The following is a 23333-nucleotide window of genomic DNA, read 5'->3' on the forward strand; positions in this document are numbered from 1 at the left end:
CTTGTCAAAGGCTCTCGTTTTGCGTAATATTCGCGCCCTATTGTGAATATTTATAGCGCCACCTGAAACATACGTAGGGTGCGTGCGGAAAGCGGAGTTTTATATGTACGCGGTTTTCCAAAGTGGTGGTAAACAACACCGAGTAAGCGAAGGTCAAACCATTCGCCTGGAAAAGCTGGACATCGCAACTGGCGAAGCAGTTGAGTTCGCAGAAGTTCTGATGATCGCTAATGGTGAAGAAATCAAAATCGGCGTTCCTTTCGTCGATGGCGGCGTAGTTAAAGCTGAAATTGTTGCTCATGGTCGTGGCGAGAAAATTAAGATTGTTAAGTTTCGTCGTCGTAAACACTACCGTAAGCAGCAGGGTCATCGTCAGTGGTTCACTGATGTGAAAATCACCGGCATCAGCGCTTAATACAGGGGAGCATATTAAATGGCACATAAAAAGGCTGGCGGCTCTACTCGTAACGGTCGCGATTCCGAAGCTAAACGTCTGGGCGTAAAACGTTTCGGCGGAGAAGCAGTTCTGGCAGGCAGCATTATCGTTCGTCAACGTGGTACTAAATTCCACGCTGGCACCAACGTAGGTTGCGGCAAAGATCATACTCTGTTCGCTTTGACTGACGGTAAAGTTAAGTTCGAAGTTAAAGGTCCGAAAAACCGTAAGTTCATCAGCATCGTTGCTGAATAAGTTTTTCGCGTCCCGGTAACGGATAGAAGCCCCGCAACACGTTGCGGGGCTTTTTACATTCTGCGACCGGTAAATCAATGAAGTATTTTCTTCAGATTTCGGGTTGCAGGATTAGATCATGAAACAGCAGGCAGGGATTGGCATTCTCCTGGCGCTTACAACAGCAATTTGCTGGGGTGCATTGCCAATAGCGATGAAACAGGTGCTGACGGTAATGGAACCGCCAACGGTTGTTTTTTATCGCTTCCTGATGGCAAGTCTGGGTTTGGGTAGTATTCTCGCGATACGCGGAAAATTGCCTCCTTTGGCGTTGTTCAGAAAGCCACGTTGGTTGGGCCTACTCGCGATTGCAACGGGTGGCTTGTTCGGTAACTTTTTGCTGTTTAGTTCATCACTACAGTATTTAAGCCCGACGGCATCTCAAGTTATTGGCCAGCTTTCCCCGGTGGGAATGATGGTGGCAAGCGTTGTTGTGCTGAAAGAAAAAATGCGCGGTACGCAGGTCATCGGGGCCACAATGCTTCTTTGCGGGTTGGTGATGTTTTTTAATACCAGCCTGATAGAAATTTTTACCCGCCTGACAGATTACACCCTTGGGGTGATTTTCGGTGTTCTGGCGGCGACAGTGTGGGTCACCTATGGTGTGGCGCAGAAGGTATTATTACGCCGCCTGGCCTCGCAACAGATCCTCTTTTTACTGTACACTTTATGTACTCTTGCGCTTTTTCCATTGGCTCAGTTGGATAAAATCTTCCAACTCAGTAATTGGCAACTGGCGTGTTTAGTTTTCTGTGGCCTGAATACACTGGTTGGGTATGGGGCACTGGCAGAAGCCATGGCACGGTGGCAGGCGGCACAGGTTAGCGCCATTATTACGCTAACTCCGCTGTTTACTTTGCTATTTTCAGATTTATTAGCGTTAGCCTGGCCCGATTTCTTCGCCATGCCGTTACTTAACCTTGTGGGTTATTGCGGCGCGTTTATCGTGGTTGCAGGTGCGATGTATTCAGCCATTGGTCACCGTCTTTGGGGACGCTGGCGCAAAACCGAAGCTGTTCTTCCAGTACAACGTTCGGGCGAATGATTTACGGAGAAGTGAAATGAAGTTTGTTGATGAAGCAACGATCCTGGTCGTAGCAGGTGATGGCGGTAACGGCTGCGTTAGCTTCCGTCGTGAAAAATATATTCCCAGAGGCGGCCCGGACGGTGGTGATGGCGGTGATGGTGGTGATGTGTGGCTTGAGGCTGACGAAAACCTCAACACCCTTATCGACTATCGCTTTGAGAAATCTTTCCGCGCTGAACGTGGTCAAAATGGCCAGAGCCGTGACTGTACCGGTAAACGTGGTAAAGACATTACCGTTAAAGTGCCTGTAGGGACGCGTGTTATCGATCAGGGCACTGGCGAGACTATGGGTGACATGACCCAGCATGGTCAGAAGCTGATGGTTGCTAAAGGCGGCTGGCACGGTTTGGGCAACACCCGTTTCAAGTCGTCTGTAAACCGTACACCACGCCAGAAAACCATGGGTACCCCAGGTGAGAAGCGTGATATCCAACTTGAGCTGCTGCTGTTGGCAGACGTGGGTATGCTTGGTTTGCCAAATGCGGGTAAATCTACCTTTATTCGTTCTGTCTCTGCGGCAAAACCAAAAGTGGCGGATTATCCGTTTACTACGCTTATCCCAAGCCTTGGTGTTGTCCGTATGGATAACGAGAAGAGCTTTGTGGTTGCCGATATTCCAGGGCTTATCGAAGGTGCAGCTGATGGCGCAGGCCTCGGCATCCGCTTCCTGAAACACCTTGAGCGTTGCCGCGTGTTATTGCACCTCATCGATATCGCACCAATTGACGAATCAGATCCGGTTGAAAATGGCCGAGTCATCATTGGTGAGTTGGAAAAATACAGCGAGAAACTTGCTGAGAAGCCACGCTGGTTGGTCTTCAACAAATGCGATTTGATGAGCAAAGAAGACGCCGAAGCGCGTGCAAAAGAAATTGCGACCGCAATGGGCTGGGAAGAGAAGTACTACCTGATCTCTGCAGTTAACCGCGAAGGCGTTAATGCACTGTGCTGGGATGTAATGGACTTCATCATTGCTAACCCGAAAATCACTGAGCTTCAGCCTGTTGCTCCTGAGAAAGTCGAGTTTATGTGGGATGATTATCATCAACAGCAACTCGATGCAGTAGAAGCAGAAGAAGATGATGACTGGGATGACGACTGGGATGAAGATGACGACGAAGGTGTCGAAATCATCTACCAAAAATAAGACGTTATCTAATGAAGGGCCGGAATTTTTCCGGCCTTTTTTATTGGCTTTGCGAAGGTATCCAGCAACTTGCTAGCAGACCAACTCCTTCTGGGCCGTTTTCCAAATCTAACTTTCCATGGTGTAACTGCACAATACGCTGGACAATATTCAGCCCAAGACCACTGCCACCATAACGTTCATCCATACGACGGAACGGGTCGGTAATCGTCTTGCGGTGCTGTTCATTAATGCCAGGTCCCTGATCAGCAATCATCAGTGTCGCGCCAGCCCCCTGAGCATCTAACGAAACCGTTATAATACTTTTCGTCGGGCTGTAACGGGATGCATTTTCCAGCAGGTTACGTAGCATCAGGCGCAGCAATACCGCATCCCCTTGCACCATATTTTCGCTTTCTTTTGCCCAGACGATGGTTTGCTCGCGTAAGGCGACCATTTCTTCCATTTCCATCTTGAGCGGCGAAATAATGTCGCGTTGCCAGTTCAGCGTATCGTAATGCCCACTCGCCAGAGCCTGCCCCGCACGCGAGAGCATTAGCAACTGCTCTATGGTATGCATCAGCTGATCTATTCGCTCCAACAGCATAGGGGCTTGCTGAACGCCTGAGTTTGCCATCAACTCAAGGTGCAGTCGGATGCCAGCAAGCGGCGTACGAAGCTCGTGTGCGGCATCTGCAGTAAATAAGCGTTCTTGCTGAATGGTATGAGCAAGCCTTGCCAGCAATTGATTCAGTGAATTGGTGACGGCAACCATCTCTTCCATGTCTGAATACATTGGCAGAGGGGTAAGATTATCAGCGGAACGATTAGCAAGGCTGGTACGCAGGCGATTCAATGGACGGGTAATCCAGGTGATCGCCCAGAAAGAGAAGAACAATGTGAAACCAATCATCACCAGGGAAGGAACAAGCAATGAAGCAATAGCTTCGCGGATCTCTTTCTCTACATGCTGATTTCGTGCCTTGGCAGACAGCGTTTCACTGACCAGGAAACTGATTTGCTCACGACTTTCATGCCATAACCAAATGACACTAATTAGCTGGAAAAACAAGAGAATAAGAGCGAGAAGAATCATCAATCGCTGGCGCATGCTATTCATGTTCGGCTCTCCAGTCGATAGCCAACACCACGCACGGTTTTTATTCTGTCTTTGCCTAGCTTGCGTCGAAGATTGTGGATATGCACTTCTAGCGTATTTGAGCCAGGGTCATCCTGCCAACTGTAGATATCTTGCTGTAATGTTTCACGGTGCACCGTCTGCCCGATTCGCATCATTAAGCGTGTGAGTAACGCGAACTCTTTGGGCGTGATTTCAACAGCCAGGTCTTGTAGCAGCACTTGCTGAGTTTGCAGGTTGAGTGTCAGATCATCATGCTGAAGAAGGTTATCGCTATGTCCCTGATAGCGGCGAATCAATGCCCGCGTGCGAGCTTGTAATTCAGCTAGAGCAAAGGGTTTGACCAGATAATCATCGGCACCAGAGTCCAGACCGTTAACTCGATCTTCAAGCGCGTCACGTGCTGTTAATATCAACACTGGTGTACTGATACTACGGCGTCGCCATTGCCTCAAAAGAGTGGCACCATCTTTGTCTGGCAGGCCAAGATCGAGGATGATCATGCCATATTCACCACTTTCTATCAGTGCATCCGCTTCGGCGGCTGTCGTTGCACAATCGAGAGCATAACCCTCGTTGTTTAATGCCAGCACCAGGCCTTCCCGTAACAGTAAATCGTCTTCAACAATCAGCAGTTTCATAACTCAATTATTCTGGTAGATATCCTTATAGAGGCGACTTTCAAAGCGCACTAATGGGATACGACGGTTACGTTGATCGGCAGGCTCAACAGCATAGCCTGACAAATATTGCACAAAGGCCATGCGCTGGCCGCTAGCAGTGGTGATAAATCCGGCAAGGTTATATACACCTTGCAGTGAGCCTGTCTTAGCCGAAACTTTGCCGTCAACACCTGCCTGATGTAGGCCTGCACGATACTGCAGTGAGCCGTCATAACCGGCCAACGGTAACATTGAGATAAAGTTAAGCTCAGTGTCATTCTGGGCGATGTATTGCAACACCTGCATCATGGTGGCGGGTGAAATCAGATTATGTCGAGACAATCCCGAACCATCTACGACGATACTATTACCTAAATCGACACCCGCTTTTTGGCGCAGAATTTGTCGTACTGCATCAGCACCTGAACGCCAGGTCCCTGGTACGCCAAAACGGTTATGGCCGATGGTGCGAAAAACAGTATCGGCGATCATGTTGTCTGATTTCTTTAGCATTACCTTTAGCAAATCGTGCAGTGGTGCAGATTGCTTGCTGGCAATTACCGTTCCAGGGGTATTGGATTGCGTCTGACGCAATAAGGTTCCGCTATAACTGATCCCAGCCTCTTTCAGCTCGGCCTTCAAAATCGCTCCCGCGTAACTGGCTCCATCTTGTATCGCGAAAGCGAGTGGGAGGGGTCTGCACGTTGTGTCATGCAGCCGGTAAGCGTAAAACGATTCAAGTCGCCTGGCACTACATCCAGTTCACAATATTGTGCATCTGGTGAGCCTTTGGCGAGAGTTCTCACCTGGCTGAACATAACCACAGGATAGTAGGAAGCGATGCGGATGAAGGCTAAATCATCAGCTTTTGGGGCACTATAGAGCGAAACAGAAAAACAGTTTCGGTCGACGATTGCAGCAGCGGGCGGGGCGCTAAAACACTGAGTCATGTCATTCCACGGCCAGCCAGGCGCTTTGTCATGACTGGCGAATATGGATGTGTCGATCAGTACATTACCTTGAATTTGCTGTACGCCTGATTTTTTCAGGACTGCGACCATATTGCGAATATCCTGACGTTTTAGCGTAGGATCGCCACCAAATCGGGCAATAAGGTCACCTTGCAATACACCGTTATTGACTTGCGCATTACTTTCAAGCGTGGTGTTAAACCTGAAATCTGGGCCCAATTGTAATAATGCTGCCAGAGCCGTGATGACTTTTTGGGTGCTTGCGGGCAGCGCCATCTGTTGACTGTGGTAGTCAATCAATGGGGCCGGCGCACCAACTTTTTGCACCATCAAAGCCAGGTTCGCGCCAGCGGGTAGCTGGGAAGTATAGTCTTCAACGTTGGCGGCCTGGACGGTAAACACCACAGCACTGGTCAATCCAATGACAAATCTAAAAAATCGCATAATCTCGCGGTAACAACCTGGAAACGTATCGTCATACTACGGTGCAACGCAGTGCAAAGTAAACGATGACCCTTAGTGAACTCCAGGGTAAAATACAGGTCAATTTGGAAACCGTTACTGGCCTGGTGCTTTGCTCCGGGTCAGTTTTATTTTGCTTAGTGCCAGGGGTTTGGCTTATTTAAAGCAAACCAGGCTCTGGATTCAGGAATACCGTTTGGTAATTCTGAACAGGAAAGTTTTGAAGAGGTATAACAATGCAACCTATTCCGATGACCCTACGTGGCGCAGAAAGATTACGTGAAGAGCTGGATTTCCTGAAGTCTGTGCGCCGCCCACAAATTATTGCCGCGATTGCTGATGCTCGCGAACATGGCGATCTGAAAGAAAACGCTGAGTACCATGCCGCGCGTGAGCAACAGGGTTTTTGTGAAGGCCGTATCCAGGATATCGAAGCGAAGCTGTCCAACGCTCAGATTATCGATATCACCAAAATGCCAAACAATGGCCGTGTCATTTTTGGCGCGAGCGTTACAGTTTTGAATCTGGATAACGACGAAGAGCAGACTTATCGCATTGTTGGTGATGATGAAGCTGATTTTAAACAGAATCTTATTTCAGTGAACTCACCGATTGCTCGTGGCCTTGTGGGCAAAGAGCAGGAGGATGTTGTTGTTATCCGCACGCCGGGTGGTGATGTTGAGTTCGAAATACTAAAAGTGGAATATTTATAATATCTGCTACGCTTTTTTATAGCGTGGCGTATTGTAAAGAAAGGAAAAAGGCCGCACCGCGGCCTTTTATCAACTAACAGAGCGTGGCATTTTGCACACTCTCTGCTTATTTCGGCAGAGAGATTTTGCGCTCTTTAGACGCGCGATAGAGCACCAGCGTTTTACCGATAACCTGTACATTACAGGCGCCGGTTTCACGCACGATGGCATCCACGATCAGGGTTTTAGTTTCGCGATCTTCCGTTGCGATTTTCACCTTGATTAACTCATGATGTTCAAGCGCTTGTTCAATCTCGGCCAGTACCCCTTCGGTCAAACCGTTATTGCCAAGCATAACTACTGGCTTGAGCGGATGAGCAAGACCTTTCAGGTGCTGTTTTTGTTTAGTACTCAGATTCATCGTATTTTTTGCTTACGTTGGGATTGAAAACGGTTCATTCTACCGCCATATCTCCCGTATCGCCAATCGGCTGTGCTGATAACTCTTACAGCCTGCTATTCACGATGAACAAAGTTGGAATTTGAGATGACAGGTAAAAAGCGTTCTGCCAGCTCTAGTCGCTGGCTGCAGGAACACTTTAGCGATAAATATGTAATTCAGGCGCAGAAAAAAGGGTTACGTTCCCGTGCCTGGTTTAAACTTGATGAAATACAGCAAAGTGACAAACTTTTTAAGCCAGGAATGACTATTGTTGATCTTGGCGCTGCTCCCGGAGGCTGGTCACAGTATGTGGTGACTCAAATCGGGAATCAGGGGCGAATCATTGCTTGCGATCTTTTACCAATGGATCCTATCGTTGGTGTTGATTTCCTTCAGGGTGACTTTCGTGATGAATTAGTCGTGAAAGCTCTGTTGGATCGTGTTGGTGACAGTAAAGTTCAGGTTGTCATGTCAGATATGGCTCCAAATATGAGCGGGACACCGGCAGTTGATATTCCTCGGTCTATGTATTTAGTAGAGCTGGCACTGGAAATGTGTCGTGATGTTCTTGCACCGGGTGGTAGTTTTTTAGTGAAAGTGTTTCAGGGCGAAGGTTTCGATGAGTACCTGCGGGAAATTCGCTCCCTGTTTACGACAGTTAAAGTTCGTAAACCGGACTCTTCTCGTGCCCGCTCACGTGAAGTGTACATTGTAGCGACTGGGCGAAAAGTATAGTCCCCTGACGCTGTTTGTTAACACAGTTGTAATATGAGGTTAATCCCTTGAGTGACATGGCGAAAAACCTAATACTCTGGCTGGTCATCGCGGTTGTGCTGATGTCTGTGTTCCAGAGCTTTGGGCCCAGCGAGTCAAACGGCCGTAGGGTGGATTACTCCACTTTCCTGTCTGAAGTAAATCAAGACCAGGTTCGCGAAGCGAGTATCAATGGACGTGAAATCAAAGTTACCAAGAAAGATAGTAACCGATACACGACTTACATCCCCGTTAACGATCCTAAGCTGCTTGATAATCTGCTGACCAAAAATGTGAAAGTAGTAGGCGAACCGCCTGAAGAGCCAAGCTTGCTGGCTTCTATTTTCATCTCCTGGTTCCCAATGCTATTGCTAATTGGGGTCTGGATCTTCTTTATGCGTCAAATGCAGGGCGGCGGTGGCAAAGGTGCCATGTCGTTTGGTAAAAGCAAGGCGCGTATGCTCACCGAAGACCAAATTAAGACCACTTTTGCTGACGTTGCTGGCTGTGACGAAGCAAAAGAAGAGGTTGCTGAGCTGGTTGAGTACCTTCGTGAGCCAAGCCGTTTCCAGAAACTGGGCGGTAAAATCCCGAAAGGCGTGCTGATGGTTGGCCCTCCGGGTACCGGTAAAACCTTGCTGGCGAAAGCCATTGCGGGTGAAGCGAAAGTACCGTTCTTTACTATTTCCGGTTCTGACTTTGTTGAAATGTTTGTGGGCGTGGGTGCATCTCGTGTTCGTGACATGTTTGAACAAGCTAAGAAAGCGGCACCATGCATCATCTTCATTGATGAAATCGACGCCGTAGGCCGTCAGCGTGGCGCGGGTCTTGGTGGTGGTCACGATGAGCGTGAACAGACACTGAACCAGATGCTGGTTGAAATGGATGGCTTCGAAGGTAACGAAGGTATCATCGTTATCGCTGCGACTAACCGTCCAGACGTACTTGACCCAGCGTTGCTGCGTCCAGGTCGTTTTGACCGTCAGGTTGTTGTTGGCCTGCCAGACGTGCGTGGTCGTGAGCAAATCCTGAAGGTGCATAGCCGCCGTGTGCCACTGGCTCCAGATGTCGATCCAGCAATCATTGCACGTGGTACTCCAGGCTTCTCCGGTGCGGATCTTGCAAACCTGGTGAACGAAGCTGCTCTGTTTGCTGCCCGTGGCAACAAGCGCGTGGTTTCCATGGTTGAATTCGAAAAAGCGAAAGACAAAATCATGATGGGTGCTGAACGTCGCTCCATGGTGATGACAGAAGCGCAAAAAGAATCCACCGCATACCACGAAGCGGGTCACGCAATTATTGGTCGCTTGGTTCCAGAGCATGATCCTGTGCATAAAGTAACTATCATTCCGCGCGGTCGTGCGCTGGGTGTGACGTTCTTCCTGCCAGAAGGTGATGCAATTAGTGCGAGCCGTCAGAAACTTGAAAGCCAGATTTCTACGCTGTACGGTGGTCGTCTCGCTGAAGAAATTATTTACGGTGCTGAACATGTTTCTACCGGTGCGTCTAACGACATCAAAGTAGCAACATCTATCGCTCGTAACATGGTTACCCAATGGGGCTTCTCTGAGAAACTCGGTCCGTTGCTATATGCGGAAGAGGACGGTGAAGTGTTCCTGGGCCGCTCCGTGGCGAAAGCGAAACATATGTCCGATGAAACTGCACGTATCATCGATCAGGAAGTGAAGCTGTTGATTGAGCGTAATTACGCTCGTGCTCGTCAGCTCCTGAATGAAAATATGGATATTCTTCACACCATGAAAGACGCACTGATGAAGTATGAAACCATCGATGCTCCACAGATTGATGATCTGATGAATCGTCGTGATGTGCGTCCGCCAGCGGGTTGGGAAGAATCAAATAGCGGCAACAACAATTCTGATAACAATGGTACACCACGAGCACCGCGTCCGGTCGACGAACCGCGTACGCCAAATCCTGGTAATACTATGTCAGAGCAGTTGGGCGATAAATAAGTCGTCTCTGCCGAATGTTACTGCAGTAATCTATAAAACCCTGGGCTTGTCCCGGGGTTTTTGTTTTTGTCTTAACCAAAGTCTATGCAGGGAATTTTGATGAAACTCACCGCACAGGGCACTACGCTCGATCTTTCTCATCCTCATATCATGGGTATTTTGAACGTCACGCCAGACTCTTTTTCCGATGGTGGAAAGCACAATTCGTTAGTGGAAGCCTTAAAACACGCTAACGCGATGATCAATGCGGGTGCGACGATTATTGATATTGGTGGTGAGTCGACTCGCCCAGGGGCGGCTGACGTGAGTGTAGATGAGGAGCTGTCGCGTGTGATTCCGGTCGTGGAAGCAATTGCACAGCGCTTTGAGATCTGGATTTCAGTCGATACCTCCAAACCTGAGGTGATTCGCGAAGCGGCTCGGGTTGGGGCACATATAATTAACGATATTCGCTCGTTGCAGGAACCTGGTGCGCTTGAAGCAGCCGCTGAAACTGGTTTGCCTGTTTGCCTGATGCACATGCAGGGCGAACCTAAGAATATGCAGCAGGCTCCGCGTTACGATGATGTTTTTGCAGATGTGAATCGCTTTTTTATCGACCAAATAGCCCGCTGTGAAGCGGCAGGCATCGCAAAAGAAAAATTGTTGCTCGACCCCGGCTTCGGTTTCGGTAAAAATCTGACCCACAATTACCAACTTTTGGCCCGACTTTCCGAATTCCATCACTTTGGCTTACCGCTATTGGTGGGGATGTCGCGTAAATCAATGGTTGGCCAACTGCTTAATGTCGGGCCGGATCAACGCCTGAGTGGCAGTATTGCGTGTGCAGTCATTTCTGCGATGCAAGGGGCTAACATCATTCGAGTTCACGATGTAAAAGAGTCAGTCGAAGCGATGCGCGTGGTGGAAGCCACACTTTCAGCGAAGGAAAAAAACGCTATGAGTAACCGTAAATATTTTGGCACAGATGGCATCCGCGGTCGTGTAGGCGATTCCCCAATTACCCCTGACTTTGTGCTGAAGCTCGGCTGGGCTGCGGGTAAAGTATTAGCACGCCACGGCTCGCGTAAGATTATTATCGGCAAAGATACTCGTATCTCTGGTTACATGCTGGAGTCTGCTCTCGAAGCGGGCCTCGCTGCTGCGGGTTTGTCTGCTTCATTCACCGGTCCGATGCCAACGCCTGCCGTTGCTTATCTGACCCGAGCATTCCGTGCCGAAGCAGGGATCGTTATCTCTGCATCGCATAACCCGTTCTATGATAACGGGATCAAATTCTTCTCAATTGACGGCACAAAACTGCCCGACGAAGTTGAAGAAGCCATTGAAGCTGAAATGGAAAAAGAGATCACCTGTGTTGATTCCGCGGAACTTGGCAAAGCCAGCCGTATTGTTGATGCGGCAGGTCGCTATATCGAATTCTGCAAAGGCACATTCCCTAATGAGTTAAGCCTCAGCAGCCTCAAAATTGTTGTCGATTGCGCCAATGGAGCGACTTATCACATTGCGCCAAATGTGCTTCGTGAGCTGGGTGCTACGGTCATTACCGTGGGTTGTGAACCGAACGGCGTCAACATCAACGAAAAATGTGGTGCCACTGACGTGCGTATGCTGCAGGAACGAGTGCTGGCTGAAAAAGCTGACATCGGTATTGCACTTGATGGTGATGGTGATCGTGTCATCATGGTGGACAATCTGGGCCATAAAGTTGATGGTGATCAGATCCTCTACATTATTGCTCGTGAAGGACTCCGTCAGGGCCAGTTGCGCGGTGGTGCTGTTGGTACGCTGATGAGCAATATGGGTCTGGAACTGGCCTTAAAGCAGTTGGGTATCCCGTTTGCACGTGCAAAAGTGGGCGACCGCTATGTACTGGAAAAACTTCAGGAGAAAGGCTGGAGAATTGGTGCTGAAAACTCAGGTCATGTGATCCTGCTAGATAAGACCACCACTGGTGACGGTATCGTTGCAGGTTTGCAAGTACTTACCGCTATGGTGCGTAACCATATGAGCCTTCATGACTTGTGTAGCGGAATGAAATTATTCCCACAAGTTTTGGTTAACGTGCGCTTTACTGCGGGCAGCGGCGATCCACTTGAACACGACACCGTGAAAAAAGTGACCGCTGAAGTTGAAGATGCATTGGGTAACCGTGGCCGTGTGCTGTTGCGTAAATCGGGCACTGAGCCTTTAATCCGCGTGATGGTAGAAGGTGAAGATGAAGCGCTGGTTATCGAGTATGCCAACCGCATCGCCGATGCCGTAAAAGCGGTTTAATTTATTACTGCTGTGGTTGTGTGAAAAGGCGGCATTTGCCGCCTGTTTTATAAACAAATCCAAATGTATTGCTGTTTTTTTCTCCAGTCAGTGAAATGTGAATAAATTGCCCTTGCGCGTGACCCCGGCTTTGGTTAGTATTCTTACCCGCTTCAGTGGGTAAACTTAAACGTATCCGCTTGACTGGTTTGAAGCTTTGGTATGCGGTAATACCGCAAGGAACAGGTTGATAATATGTACGAAGCTCTTTTAGTTGTTTTCCTTATTGTAGCCTTGGGCCTTGTGGGTCTTATCATGCTGCAACAAGGTAAAGGCGCTGATATGGGAGCCTCCTTCGGAGCAGGCGCTTCCGCTACGCTGTTTGGTTCAAGTGGTTCTGGTAATTTCATGACCCGCATGACCGCTGTGTTAGCAACGCTGTTCTTTATCATCAGCCTGGTACTGGGTAACCTCAATACCAACAAAACCGATAAAGGAAGTGTGTGGGATAATTTAACTCAGCCAACAAAAACTGAGTCACAGCCAGCGGCACCTACCAAGCCGAGCAGCGATATCCCGCAGTAAGTAGTAAGCTTCAATACGGTAAGAAGTGATTGCCGTGTTCAAAGTGCCGAGGTGGTGGAATTGGTAGACACGCTACCTTGAGGTGGTAGTGCCCGATTGGGCTTACGGGTTCAAGTCCCGTCCTCGGTACCAAAATATCTGCATTTCTTGCATTTTATGCAATATCGGCGTAATATTTGCCACGTTTTCGGACGCGGGGTGGAGCAGCCTGGTAGCTCGTCGGGCTCATAACCCGAAGGTCGTCAGTTCAAATCTGGCCCCCGCAACCACTTTCCCTGAGAGTTCTTTTTCAAATATACTGTGAACACCAGATGGTGCCTCGCGAAGAATTTAGAAAAAAATTCTCCTGGATATTGTCCGAGCCGCATTCGCGGTGTACAGGGTTCAGTTATATAAAGCCTCGATTTATCGGGGTTTTTTGTTATCTGACTTTAGAATAACTGGGCTATATGCCCTTTTTTTATTTCTTGGGGGTGGGCTTGTCCACATTAGAGCAAAAATTAACAGAGATGATTTCAGCACCGGTCGAGGCGCTGGGCTATGAGTTGGTAGGAATCGAATTTGTTCGAGGTCGCCAATCCACGCTGCGCATCTATATTGATAGTGAAGATGGCATCAATGTTGATGATTGTGCTGATGTCAGTCACCAGGTAAGCGCAGTACTGGATGTCGAAGACCCTATCACTGTTGCTTACAACCTGGAAGTTTCCTCACCAGGCCTTGATCGCCCAATGTTCACCGCCGAGCATTACGTTCGTTTTACCGGTGAAGAAGTAAGCATTGTGTTGCGAATGGCCGTGCAAAACCGTCGTAAATGGCAGGGTATTATTAAAGCCGTAGAAGGTGAGATGATCACGGTTACGGTGGAAGGCAAAGATGAAGTGTTCGCGCTGAGCAACATCCAGAAAGCGAACCTGGTACCCCACTTTTAATAGTTTGGATTGAGGTGAAAACCCAGGATGAACAAAGAAATTTTGGCTGTTGTAGAAGCAGTTTCCAACGAAAAATCACTGCCGCGTGAGAAGATTTTCGAAGCGCTGGAAAGTGCACTGGCAACAGCGACCAAGAAAAAATACGAACAAGAGATTGATGTGCGCGTTAGCATCGATCGTAAAAGTGGTGACTTTGATACTTTCCGCCGTTGGGTCATTGTAGAAGAAGTTACTCAACCTACGCGTGAAATCACTCTTGATGCAGCTCAATTCGAAGATCCAGAGCTGAATGTTGGCGGATATGTTGAAGACCAGATTGAATCTGTAACCTTTGACCGTATCACTACTCAAACTGCAAAGCAGGTTATCGTACAAAAAGTACGTGAAGCTGAACGTGCAATGGTGGTTGATCAGTTCCGCGAGCACGAAGGTGAAATCATCACCGGTGTGGTGAAGAAAGTTAACCGCGAGAACATCTCTCTTGATCTCGGCAGCAACGCTGAAGCTGTAATTCTTCGCGAAGATATGTTACCGCGTGAAAACTTCCGCCCTGGTGACCGTATCCGCGGTGTGCTTTATGCTGTGCGTCCGGAAGCTCGTGGTGCTCAACTGTTTGTTAGCCGTTCTAAGCCTGAAATGCTGATCGAATTGTTCCGCATTGAAGTGCCGGAAATTGGCGAAGAAGTTATTGAAATCAAAGCCGCTGCTCGTGATCCTGGTTCTCGTGCGAAAATCGCCGTGAAAACCAACGACAAGCGTATCGACCCAGTAGGTGCTTGTGTTGGCATGCGCGGTGCGCGTGTTCAGGCAGTTTCTACTGAACTGGGCGGTGAGCGTATTGATATCGTGCTGTGGGACGATAACCCGGCACAATTCGTTATCAATGCTATGGCTCCGGCTGACGTGGCTTCCATTGTTGTTGACGAAGACAAACATACAATGGATATCGCGGTAGAGGCAGGCAATCTGGCACAAGCAATCGGTCGTAACGGACAAAACGTTCGTCTGGCCGCACAGCTGAGTGGCTGGGAACTCAACGTCATGACTGTTGATGACCTGCAAGCCAAGCATCAGGCTGAAGCACATGCTGCCATTGATACCTTTACCAAATACCTCGAGATCGACGAGGATTTTGCCACTGTATTGGTAGAAGAAGGCTTCTCCACCCTCGAAGAGTTGGCATACGTGCCGATGAAAGAGTTGCTGGAAATTGACGGCCTTGATGAAGATACAGTGGAAGCATTACGTGATCGCGCCAAAAACGCCCTCACCACACTGGCATTAGCGCAGGAAGAAAGCCTGGGCGATAACAAACCTCAAGAGGATCTGCTGAACCTCGAAGGTATGGATCGCAACTTGGCCTTTAAACTCGCTTCACGCGGTGTGAGCTCGCTGGAAGATTTGGCTGAGCAAGGTGTCGACGATCTGTCAGATATTGAAGGTTTAACCAACGAGAAAGCCGGGGAATTGATTATGGCTGCTCGCAATATCTGCTGGTTTGGCGGCGAAGCGTAATAAACTGTAGCAGGAAGGAACAGCATGACAGATGTAACCGTAAAAGCGCTGGCCGCAGAGATTCAGACCTCCGTGGACCGCCTGGTACAGCAATTTGCTGATGCAGGGATCCCTAAGGCTGCTGATGATTCTGTCTCGGCCCAGGAAAAACAGACATTACTGGCGCACCTGAATCGTGAACACGGTTCTGCGCCAGATAAGTTGACATTACAGCGCAAAACGCGCAGTACTTTAAACATTCCAGGTACCGGTGGGAAAAGTAAATCGGTACAAATCGAAGTCCGCAAGAAGCGCACCTTTGTGAAACGTGATCCGCAAGAGACAGAACGTCTTGCCGCGGAAGAACAGGCGCAGCGTGAAGCGGAAGAGCAAGCCCAACGTGAGGCGCAGGAAGCTGCCAATCGTCAGGCGCAAGAAAAAGCTAAACGTGAAGCTGAAGATAAAGCTAAGCGTGAAGCCGCTGATAAAGCGAAACGTGAAGCTGCGGAAAAAGACAAAGTGAGCAATCAACAAGACGATATGACGAAAAGCGCCCAGGCAGATAAAGCCCGTCGCGAAGCTGAAGCTGCAGAGCTTAAGCGCAAAGCTGAAGAAGAAGCCCGTCGCAAATTAGAAGAAGACGCCCGTCGTGTAGCTGAAGAGGCCCGTAAAATGGCTGAAGCTAACGCAGGTGTTTGGACGGAAGAAGAGAAAGTGGAAGACGATAAATCTGATTACCATGTAACCACTTCTCAACACGCTCGCCAGGCTGAAGACGAAAACGACCGCGAAGTTGAAGCTGGCCGTACTCGTGCTCGTACTGCGACAACTAAAGCACCACGCCAGAAAAAAGGCGGCAAACACGGCGAGTCTAAAGCTGACCGTGAAGAAGCGCGTGCTGCAGTTCGTGGTGGTAAAGGTAAGCGTAAACCAAGTTCTCTGCAGCAAGGCTTCAACAAGCCTGCGCAGGCAGTTAACCGTGACGTCGTAATCGGCGAAACAGTGACTGTTGCAGAACTGGCTAATAAAATGGCTGTTAAAGGCTCTCAGGTCATCAAAGCGATGATGAAACTGGGCGCAATGGCAACCATTAACCAGGTCATCGACCAGGAAACCGCACAGCTGGTTGCCGAAGAGATGGGCCACAAAGTTATCCTGCGCCGTGAAAACGAGCTGGAAGAAGCGCTGATGAGCGACCGTGACACTGACGCAGTTGCTGAGTCACGTGCTCCAGTTGTTACCATCATGGGTCACGTTGACCACGGTAAAACTTCCCTGCTCGACTACATTCGTTCTACTAAAGTAGCGTCTGGCGAAGCGGGTGGTATTACCCAGCACATCGGTGCATACCACGTAGAAACTGAAAACGGTATGGTTACCTTCCTGGATACCCCGGGCCACGCAGCGTTTACGTCTATGCGTGCTCGTGGTGCTCAGGCAACGGATATCGTTGTTCTGGTTGTTGCTGCAGACGATGGCGTGATGCCACAAACTATCGAAGCTATCCAGCACGCGAAAGCGGCGCAGGTGCCGGTAGTGGTTGCAGTGAACAAAATCGATAAGCCAGAAGCTGATCCAGACCGCGTTAAGCAGGAACTGTCTCAGTACGGCATCATGCCAGAAGAGTGGGGCGGTGAAAGCCAGTTCATCCACGTATCTGCTAAAGCAGGTACTGGTATTGACGAACTTCTGAACGCAATCCTTCTGCAAGCTGAAGTTCTCGAACTGAAAGCAATGCGTGATGGTATGGCGAGCGGTGTGGTTATCGAATCCTTCCTGGATAAAGGTCGTGGCCCGGTAGCAACTGTTCTGGTTCGTGAAGGTTCCCTGAATAAAGGCGACATCGTTCTTTGTGGCTTCGAATATGGCCGTGTTCGTGCAATGCGTGACGAAATGGGTCGTGAAGTTACTGAAGCGGGTCCGTCTATTCCTGTTGAAATCCTTGGTCTGTCTGGTGTTCCGGCAGCGGGTGATGAAGTAACAGTTGTTCGTGACGAGAAAAAAGCTCGTGAAGTTGCTCTGTATCGTCAGGGTAAATTCCGCGAAGTTAAACTGGCTCGCCAGCAGAAATCTAAACTTGAAAACATGTTCGCCAACATGACCGAAGGCGAAGTGTCTGAAGTTAACGTTGTGCTGAAAGCGGACGTTCAGGGTTCTGTTGAAGCGATCTGCGATTCCCTGCTGAAACTGTCTACTGATGAAGTTAAAGTTAAAATCATCGGTTCCGGTGTTGGTGGTATCACTGAGACTGACGCTACGCTTGCTGCAGCTTCTAACGCTATTCTGGTTGGCTTCAACGTTCGTGCTGATGCATCTGCACGCCGCGTTATCGAGTCAGAAAGCCTGGATCTGCGTTACTACTCCGTCATCTACCATCTGATTGACGAAGTTAAAGCAGCAATGAGCGGCATGCTGTCTCCGGAACTGAAACAACAGATCCTCGGCCTGGCCGAAGTTCGCGACGTGTTCAAATCACCGAAATTTGGCGCAATCGCAGGTTGTATGGTTACCGAGGGTGTGGTCAAACGTCACAACCCAATCCGTGTTCTGCGCGACAACGTTGTTATCTATGAAGGCGAGCTGGAATCCCTGCGCCGCTTCAAAGATGACGCTAACGAAGTTCGTAACGGTATGGAATGTGGTATCGGCGTGAAGAACTACAACGATGTGCGTGTTGGTGATGTGATCGAAGTATTCGAAATCATCGAAATCCAACGTACCATCGCCTGATATCAGCCGGGTACATAGGTAATATCTTTAGGGGGCCGAGCGCCCCCTGATTTTATGGAGAATTTATTATGGCGAAAGAATTTGGTCGCCCACAGCGTGTTTCCCAGGAATTGCAGAAAGAAATCGCAATCATCCTGCAGCGCGAAATTAAAGACCCGCGTCTGGGCATGATGACCACCGTTTCTGGTGTCGAAGTGTCACGCGATCTGGCTTATGCAAAAGTGTTTGTAACCTTCCTGAACGATAAAGACGAACAAGCAGTGAAAGAAGGCATCAAGGTTTTACAGGATGCTTCTGGCTACATTCGTTCTTTGCTGGGCAAAGCAATGCGCCTGCGTATCGTGCCTGAACTGACTTTCTTCTACGATAACTCGTTGGTTGAAGGTATGCGCATGTCGAATCTGGTTTCTAACGTCATCAGAAACGATGATGAGCGCCGTGTAAACGATACGGATGACAGCAAGGAGGATTAATGAGTCGTCCTCGTCGTCGTGGTCGTGATATCCACGGAGTACTGTTGTTAGATAAACCTCAGGGTTTATCTTCGAACGACGCGTTGCAGAAAGTGAAGCGTATTTATAACGCTAACCGTGCCGGTCATACCGGAGCGCTTGACCCGCTTGCAACCGGAATGCTGCCGATTTGCCTCGGAGAAGCGACAAAATTCTCGCGTTATCTACTTGATTCCGACAAGCGTTACCGTGTTATTGCCCGCCTTGGGCAACGCACTGATACTTCTGACGCTGATGGCACTGTCGTTCAGGAGCGTCCGGTAACCTTTACCGAGCAAGAGCTGGCGCAAGCGTTAGATAGCTTTCGTGGTGAAACACAGCAAGTTCCATCGATGTACTCCGCACTGAAATATCAAGGCAAGCCACTTTATGAGTATGCGCGCCAGGGTATCGAAGTGCCGCGTGAAGCACGGCCTATCACGGTTTACGAACTTCTGTTTATTCGCCATGAAGGCAATGAACTTGAGTTGGAAATTCACTGTTCTAAGGGAACGTACATCCGGACCATCACTGATGATTTAGGTGAAAAACTCGGTTGTGGTGCCCATGTGACTTTCCTGCGTCGCCTTGCAGTGAGCAAGTATCCTGTCGAACGCATGGTAACGCTTGAGCAATTGCATGCATTGGTTGAGCAAGCACAAGCGCAAGAAATTGAGCCATCGGTGCTGTTAGATCCATTATTGATGCCAATGGATAGTCCGGCTTCAGACTTCCCAATCGTGAATTTATTACCTGCTGTTGCGGGTTACTTCAAGAATGGGCAGCCAGTGCAAGTGGCGGGTAGCCCGGCAGAAGGGCTAGTCCGCGTCACCGAAGGTGATGAAGGCAAATTTATCGGCATGGCCGAAATTGATGATGATGGACGCGTAGCGCCTCGTCGTCTGGTTGTTGAGTATCCGCTCTGACACCTGGAGTTGCCTTGCGATAAGAGGTGGCTACAGGTAAAATGGCGCGGCTTAACTTTCATACCTTTGTTTAACATTGTTGTGAAAGTGCACTGGAGTTGCTGAATTAGAGATCGGCACTCTATCTTTTTATCTATAATTTTGGAGTTTAAAATGTCTCTAAGCGTTGAAGCTAAAGCAAAAATCGTTTCCGAGTTTGGTCGTGGTTCTAACGACAGCGGTTCTACCGAAGTTCAGGTTGCACTGCTGACTGCTCAGATCAACCACCTGCAGGGTCACTTCTCTGAGCACAAAAAAGATCACCACAGCCGTCGTGGTCTGCTGCGTATGGTTTCTCAGCGTCGTAAACTGCTCGACTACCTGAAGCGTAAAGATGTAGCACGTTACACCAGCCTGATCGAGCGTCTGGGTCTGCGTCGCTAAGTCTTGCGAGTTTCAGAAAAAGGGGCCTTTTAAGGCCCCTTTTTTCAACCAGATGGCAGCAATTCTATGGAAACTAATGTATTGTTGCAGTGTGTGATCTTTGTTGCAGAGGTTCGCGCGGCTAATGAGAGGCTTTATCCGCATGGGCGGGTTAGGGTTGTCATTAGTCGCGAGGATGCGATAGAGATCGGGTTAAACGGAGCAAGTGCAATCACCTGCTACCAAAGATTATTAAGGATATTATTTTGCTAACTCCGATTGTCCGTAAATTTCAATACGGTCAGCATACGGTCACAATAGAGACCGGTATGATGGCTCGCCAGGCTACCGCAGCAGTAATGGTCAGCATGGACGACACCGCTGTATTCGTGACCGTAGTCGGTCAGAAAAAAGCGAAAGCAGGCCAGGATTTCTTCCCTCTGACTGTTAACTATCAGGAGCGTACTTACGCTGCTGGTCGTATCCCGGGTAGCTTCTTCCGTCGTGAAGGCCGTCCAAGCGAAGGTGAAACACTGATCGCGCGTCTGATTGACCGTCCAGTGCGTCCGCTGTTCCCGGAAGGTTTCGTGAACGAAGTTCAGGTTATCGCGACCGTTGTTTCCGTGAACCCACAAGTTCACCCAGATATCGTTGCAATGATTGGTGCTTCTGCCGCTCTGAGCCTGTCTGGTATTCCGTTCAACGGCCCAATTGGCTCTGCACGTGTTGGTTATATCAATGACCAGTATGTTCTGAACCCAACTGCTGATGAACTGAAAACCAGCAAGCTGGACCTGGTTGTTGCCGGTACCGAAGGTGCTGTGCTGATGGTTGAATCCGAAGCTGAACTGCTGAGCGAAGACCAGATGCTGGGCGCGGTTGTATTTGGCCACGAACAACAGCAAATTGTTATCCAGAACATCAACTCTCTGGTTGCTGAAGCTGGCAAACCACGTTGGGACTGGCAGCCAGAAGCGGCTAACGAAGCGCTGAATGCACGCGTTGCTGCACTTGCTGAATCCCGTCTGAGCGATGCTTACCGTATTACTGATAAGCAAGAGCGTTACGCACAAGTCGACATCATCAAATCTGACGTTATCGCTGCATTGTCAGCTGAAGACGATTCAATTGATGCTGGCGAAGTAAGCGACATTCTGCACGCTATCGAGAAAAATGTTGTTCGTAGCCGTATTCTGGCTGGCGAGCTGCGTATCGATGGCCGCGAAAAAGACATGATCCGTGGTCTGGATGTGCGTACTGGCGTTCTGCCACGCACTCACGGTTCTGCACTGTTCACCCGTGGTGAAACTCAGGCGCTGGTTACAGCAACTCTGGGTACCGCACGTGATGCACAGAACCTGGATGAGTTGATGGGCGAACGTACCGACAACTTCCTGTTCCACTACAACTTCCCTCCGTACTCCGTAGGCGAAACCGGCATGGTCGGTTCACCGAAGCGTCGTGAGATTGGTCATGGTCGTCTGGCTAAGCGTGGCGTACTGGCTGTTATGCCAGAAGCTGACCGCTTCCCGTACACCGTGCGTGTAGTGTCAGAAATTACTGAATCTAACGGTTCTTCTTCCATGGCTTCCGTATGTGGTGCTTCTCTGGCACTGATGGATGCAGGCGTGCCAATCAAAGCCGCTGTAGCCGGTATTGCGATGGGTCTGGTTAAAGAAGGCGAGAACTTTGTTGTTCTGTCTGACATTCTGGGTGACGAAGATCACCTGGGCGACATGGACTTTAAAGTTGCTGGTAGCCGTGAAGGTATCTCTGCACTGCAGATGGATATCAAAATCGAAGGCATCACCCGCGAAATCATGCAGGTGGCTCTGAACCAGGCTAAAGGTGCGCGTCTGCATATCCTTGGCGTGATGGAACAGGCTATCAACGCTCCGCGTGGCGATATCTCTCAGTTCGCTCCACGTATTCACACAATCAAAATCAACCCAGACAAGATCAAAGACGTGATCGGTAAGGGTGGTTCTGTGATTCGTGCGCTGACCGAAGAAACCGGTACAACTATCGAAATCGAAGATGACGGCACCGTGAAAATCGCGGCGACCGATGGCGAGAAAGCGAAGTTTGCTATTCGTCGTATCGAAGAGATCACTGCTGAAATCGAAGTCGGCCGTATCTACCAGGGTAAAGTTACTCGTATCGTAGATTTCGGTGCATTCGTTGCTATCGGCGGCGGCAAAGAAGGTCTGGTGCACATTTCTCAAATCGCTGACAAGCGCGTAGAGAAAGTGACTGACTACCTGCAGATGGGTCAAGAAGTTCCAGTTAAAGTACTGGAAGTTGACCGCCAGGGCCGTGTTCGTCTGAGCATCAAAGAAGCAACTGAGCAGTCCCCAGCGGAAAGCGCAGCACCAGCTGCACCAGAAGCTGAGTAAGCTATACCGATTAAGCTCTCCATGGCGACATGGAGAGCTATTTATTACGGGGCAGGGAGTCTCGTTTTAGAGCCGGCGGACAGGACGTCATCCATATGTTGTCTTCGGGAGTGGGAAATGAAGCCTTTTTTGCGCTGGTGTTTCGTTGCGACAGCTCTCGCGCTGGCAGGATGCAGCAACTCCTCCTGGCGTGAACGTGAAGTCCTGGCGGTGCCATTGCAGCCGACTTTGCAGCAAGAAGTCATTCTTGCACGCATGGAACAGATACTTGCCAGCCGGGCTTTAACCGATGATGAGCGCGCGCAGCTTTTATATGAGCGCGGAGTGTTGTATGATAGCCTTGGCTTGCGGGCTCTAGCGCGAAATGATTTTTCACAAGCGTTGGCAATCCGCCCCGATATGCCTGAAGTATTCAATTACTTAGGTATATATTTAACGCAGGCAGGCAATTTTGATGCTGCCTATGAAGCGTTTGATTCTGTACTTGAGCTTGATCCAACTTACAACTATGCGCATTTAAATCGCGGTATCGCCCTCTACTACGGTGGTCGTTATCGTTTAGCGCAAGATGATCTGCTAGCGTTTTATCAAGACGATCCCAATGATCCTTTCCGTAGTCTGTGGCTCTATATTGCTGAAAGCAATTTAGATGCAAAGCAGGCTAAAGTGGCGTTACAACAGCGCCTCGATAAATCGGACAAAGAGCAATGGGGATGGAACATTGTCGAGTTCTACCTGGGGAACATTAACGAAAAAACGTTAATGGAACGCCTCGAGGCGGACGCAACGGATAACACCTCGCTCGCTGAGCATCTCAGTGAAACCAACTTCTATTTAGGTAAGTACTACCTAAGTCTGGGGGAAAAGGACAGCGCCACGGCACTGTTCAAGTTAGCGGTCGCTAACAACGTACACAACTACGTTGAGCATCGTTATGCATTGTTGGAATTAGCGCTCTTGGGCCAGGAGCAAGATGACCTGGCAGAATCGGACCAGCAATAGCTGACGAACATCGATCAGCCCATAAACTTTTTTATTAAAGTCATCACCTTAACGGGTGAGGGCGTTTTTGTTCGTTAATC

General features: G+C 49.3%; 20 protein-coding genes, 2 tRNA genes and 2 pseudogenes. 20 read left to right on the forward strand and 4 right to left on the reverse strand.

Translation table 11 applies throughout. The features are described from left to right. Positions 1 to 103: 103 nt before the first annotated feature. The 4 genes from rplU (at position 104) to cgtA (ending at position 2964) form a co-directional block, all read left to right on the forward strand. Positions 104 to 415 carry a 50S ribosomal protein L21 gene (gene rplU, locus AC0IXI_RS02600; protein ID WP_034498836.1) on the forward strand — a complete coding sequence of 104 codons (312 nt, stop codon included), beginning with the start codon at positions 104 to 106 and terminating at the stop codon, positions 413 to 415. An 18-nt stretch (positions 416 to 433) separates the two neighbouring features. Continuing rightward, entirely contained in the window at positions 434 to 691 is a 258-nt protein-coding gene (gene rpmA / locus AC0IXI_RS02605) for a 50S ribosomal protein L27 (protein ID WP_024549632.1), read from the forward strand. Between the two features lie 118 nt (positions 692 to 809). Next, positions 810 to 1775, forward strand: coding sequence for a DMT family transporter (locus AC0IXI_RS02610; RefSeq protein ID WP_064514076.1), 966 nt, complete (start codon positions 810 to 812; stop codon positions 1773 to 1775). A gap of 16 nt (positions 1776 to 1791) precedes the next feature. After that, entirely contained in the window at positions 1792 to 2964 is a 1173-nt protein-coding gene (gene cgtA / locus AC0IXI_RS02615) for an Obg family GTPase CgtA (protein ID WP_064514074.1), read from the forward strand. Between the two features lie 40 nt (positions 2965 to 3004). Here the strand turns inward: cgtA and pmrB are convergent, their stop codons facing one another. From pmrB to dacB, 3 genes and pseudogenes are all read right to left on the reverse strand, one after another. Then, positions 3005 to 4063: a two-component system sensor histidine kinase PmrB gene (gene pmrB, locus AC0IXI_RS02620; protein WP_471681885.1), complete on the reverse strand. Its 1059-nt coding sequence runs from the start codon at positions 4061 to 4063 to the stop codon at positions 3005 to 3007. Continuing rightward, positions 4060 to 4722: a two-component system response regulator PmrA gene (pmrA, locus tag AC0IXI_RS02625; protein WP_064514070.1), complete on the reverse strand. Its 663-nt coding sequence runs from the start codon at positions 4720 to 4722 to the stop codon at positions 4060 to 4062. The genes pmrB and pmrA overlap by 4 nt, the downstream gene beginning before the upstream one ends. Before the next feature lie 3 nt (positions 4723 to 4725). Continuing rightward, positions 4726 to 6158 (reverse strand): annotated as a pseudogene (gene dacB, locus AC0IXI_RS02630) (serine-type D-Ala-D-Ala carboxypeptidase). Between the two features lie 254 nt (positions 6159 to 6412). Here dacB and greA point away from each other — a divergent pair. Beyond that, on the forward strand, positions 6413 to 6889 hold the full coding sequence (greA, locus tag AC0IXI_RS02635) for a transcription elongation factor GreA (RefSeq protein ID WP_034459707.1): 477 nt from the start codon (positions 6413 to 6415) through the stop codon (positions 6887 to 6889). A 106-nt stretch (positions 6890 to 6995) separates the two neighbouring features. On the opposite strand, the gene yhbY is transcribed toward greA, so the two are convergent. Further along, entirely contained in the window at positions 6996 to 7289 is a 294-nt protein-coding gene (gene yhbY / locus AC0IXI_RS02640; RefSeq protein ID WP_064514066.1) for a ribosome assembly RNA-binding protein YhbY, read from the reverse strand. 126 nt (positions 7290 to 7415) lie between these two features. Here yhbY and rlmE point away from each other — a divergent pair, with 126 nt between their 5' ends. From rlmE to nlpI, 15 genes and pseudogenes are all read left to right on the forward strand, one after another. Continuing rightward, entirely contained in the window at positions 7416 to 8045 is a 630-nt protein-coding gene (gene rlmE, locus AC0IXI_RS02645; protein ID WP_064514064.1) for a 23S rRNA (uridine(2552)-2'-O)-methyltransferase RlmE, read from the forward strand. Between the two features lie 56 nt (positions 8046 to 8101). Beyond that, on the forward strand, positions 8102 to 10039 hold the full coding sequence (ftsH, locus tag AC0IXI_RS02650) for an ATP-dependent zinc metalloprotease FtsH (protein ID WP_064514062.1): 1938 nt from the start codon (positions 8102 to 8104) through the stop codon (positions 10037 to 10039). A gap of 99 nt (positions 10040 to 10138) precedes the next feature. Next, a pseudogene (gene folP, locus AC0IXI_RS02655) lies at positions 10139 to 10963 on the forward strand (dihydropteroate synthase); the annotation flags it as partial. 15 nt (positions 10964 to 10978) lie between these two features. Next, entirely contained in the window at positions 10979 to 12316 is a 1338-nt protein-coding gene (glmM, locus tag AC0IXI_RS02660; protein ID WP_471683190.1) for a phosphoglucosamine mutase, read from the forward strand. A 234-nt stretch (positions 12317 to 12550) separates the two neighbouring features. Then, positions 12551 to 12880 (forward strand): preprotein translocase subunit SecG, encoded by a 330-nt coding sequence (gene secG / locus AC0IXI_RS02665; protein WP_034459692.1) that lies wholly within the window; start codon positions 12551 to 12553, stop codon positions 12878 to 12880. A gap of 45 nt (positions 12881 to 12925) precedes the next feature. Then, positions 12926 to 13012: transfer RNA gene (locus AC0IXI_RS02670), tRNA-Leu, on the forward strand. Positions 13013 to 13072: 60 nt separating this feature from the next. Further along, positions 13073 to 13149: transfer RNA gene (locus AC0IXI_RS02675), tRNA-Met, on the forward strand. Between the two features lie 210 nt (positions 13150 to 13359). Beyond that, positions 13360 to 13812, forward strand: a complete 453-nt coding sequence (rimP, locus tag AC0IXI_RS02680) for a ribosome maturation factor RimP (protein ID WP_072009469.1) — start codon at positions 13360 to 13362, stop codon at positions 13810 to 13812. 27 nt (positions 13813 to 13839) lie between these two features. Then, positions 13840 to 15327, forward strand: a complete 1488-nt coding sequence (nusA, locus tag AC0IXI_RS02685; RefSeq protein ID WP_034459687.1) for a transcription termination factor NusA — start codon at positions 13840 to 13842, stop codon at positions 15325 to 15327. Positions 15328 to 15351: 24 nt separating this feature from the next. Next, a complete protein-coding gene (gene infB / locus AC0IXI_RS02690; RefSeq protein ID WP_064514056.1) occupies positions 15352 to 18036 on the forward strand; it encodes a translation initiation factor IF-2 in 2685 nt (894 codons plus the stop codon). 68 nt (positions 18037 to 18104) lie between these two features. Beyond that, on the forward strand, positions 18105 to 18509 hold the full coding sequence (rbfA, locus tag AC0IXI_RS02695) for a 30S ribosome-binding factor RbfA (protein ID WP_034459684.1): 405 nt from the start codon (positions 18105 to 18107) through the stop codon (positions 18507 to 18509). Continuing rightward, positions 18509 to 19453 carry a tRNA pseudouridine(55) synthase TruB gene (truB, locus tag AC0IXI_RS02700; protein WP_471681886.1) on the forward strand — a complete coding sequence of 315 codons (945 nt, stop codon included), beginning with the start codon at positions 18509 to 18511 and terminating at the stop codon, positions 19451 to 19453. Before rbfA ends, truB begins: the two co-directional genes overlap by 1 nt. A gap of 153 nt (positions 19454 to 19606) precedes the next feature. After that, entirely contained in the window at positions 19607 to 19876 is a 270-nt protein-coding gene (gene rpsO / locus AC0IXI_RS02705; protein WP_064514052.1) for a 30S ribosomal protein S15, read from the forward strand. Positions 19877 to 20121: 245 nt separating this feature from the next. Next, complete coding sequence (gene pnp, locus AC0IXI_RS02710; protein ID WP_134184797.1) at positions 20122 to 22251, forward strand: polyribonucleotide nucleotidyltransferase; 2130 nt, start codon at positions 20122 to 20124, stop codon at positions 22249 to 22251. Between the two features lie 117 nt (positions 22252 to 22368). Further along, complete coding sequence (gene nlpI / locus AC0IXI_RS02715; RefSeq protein WP_064514048.1) at positions 22369 to 23253, forward strand: lipoprotein NlpI; 885 nt, start codon at positions 22369 to 22371, stop codon at positions 23251 to 23253. Positions 23254 to 23333 lie beyond the last annotated feature (80 nt).

This window comes from Buttiauxella sp. AC038 (assembly GCF_979253565.1).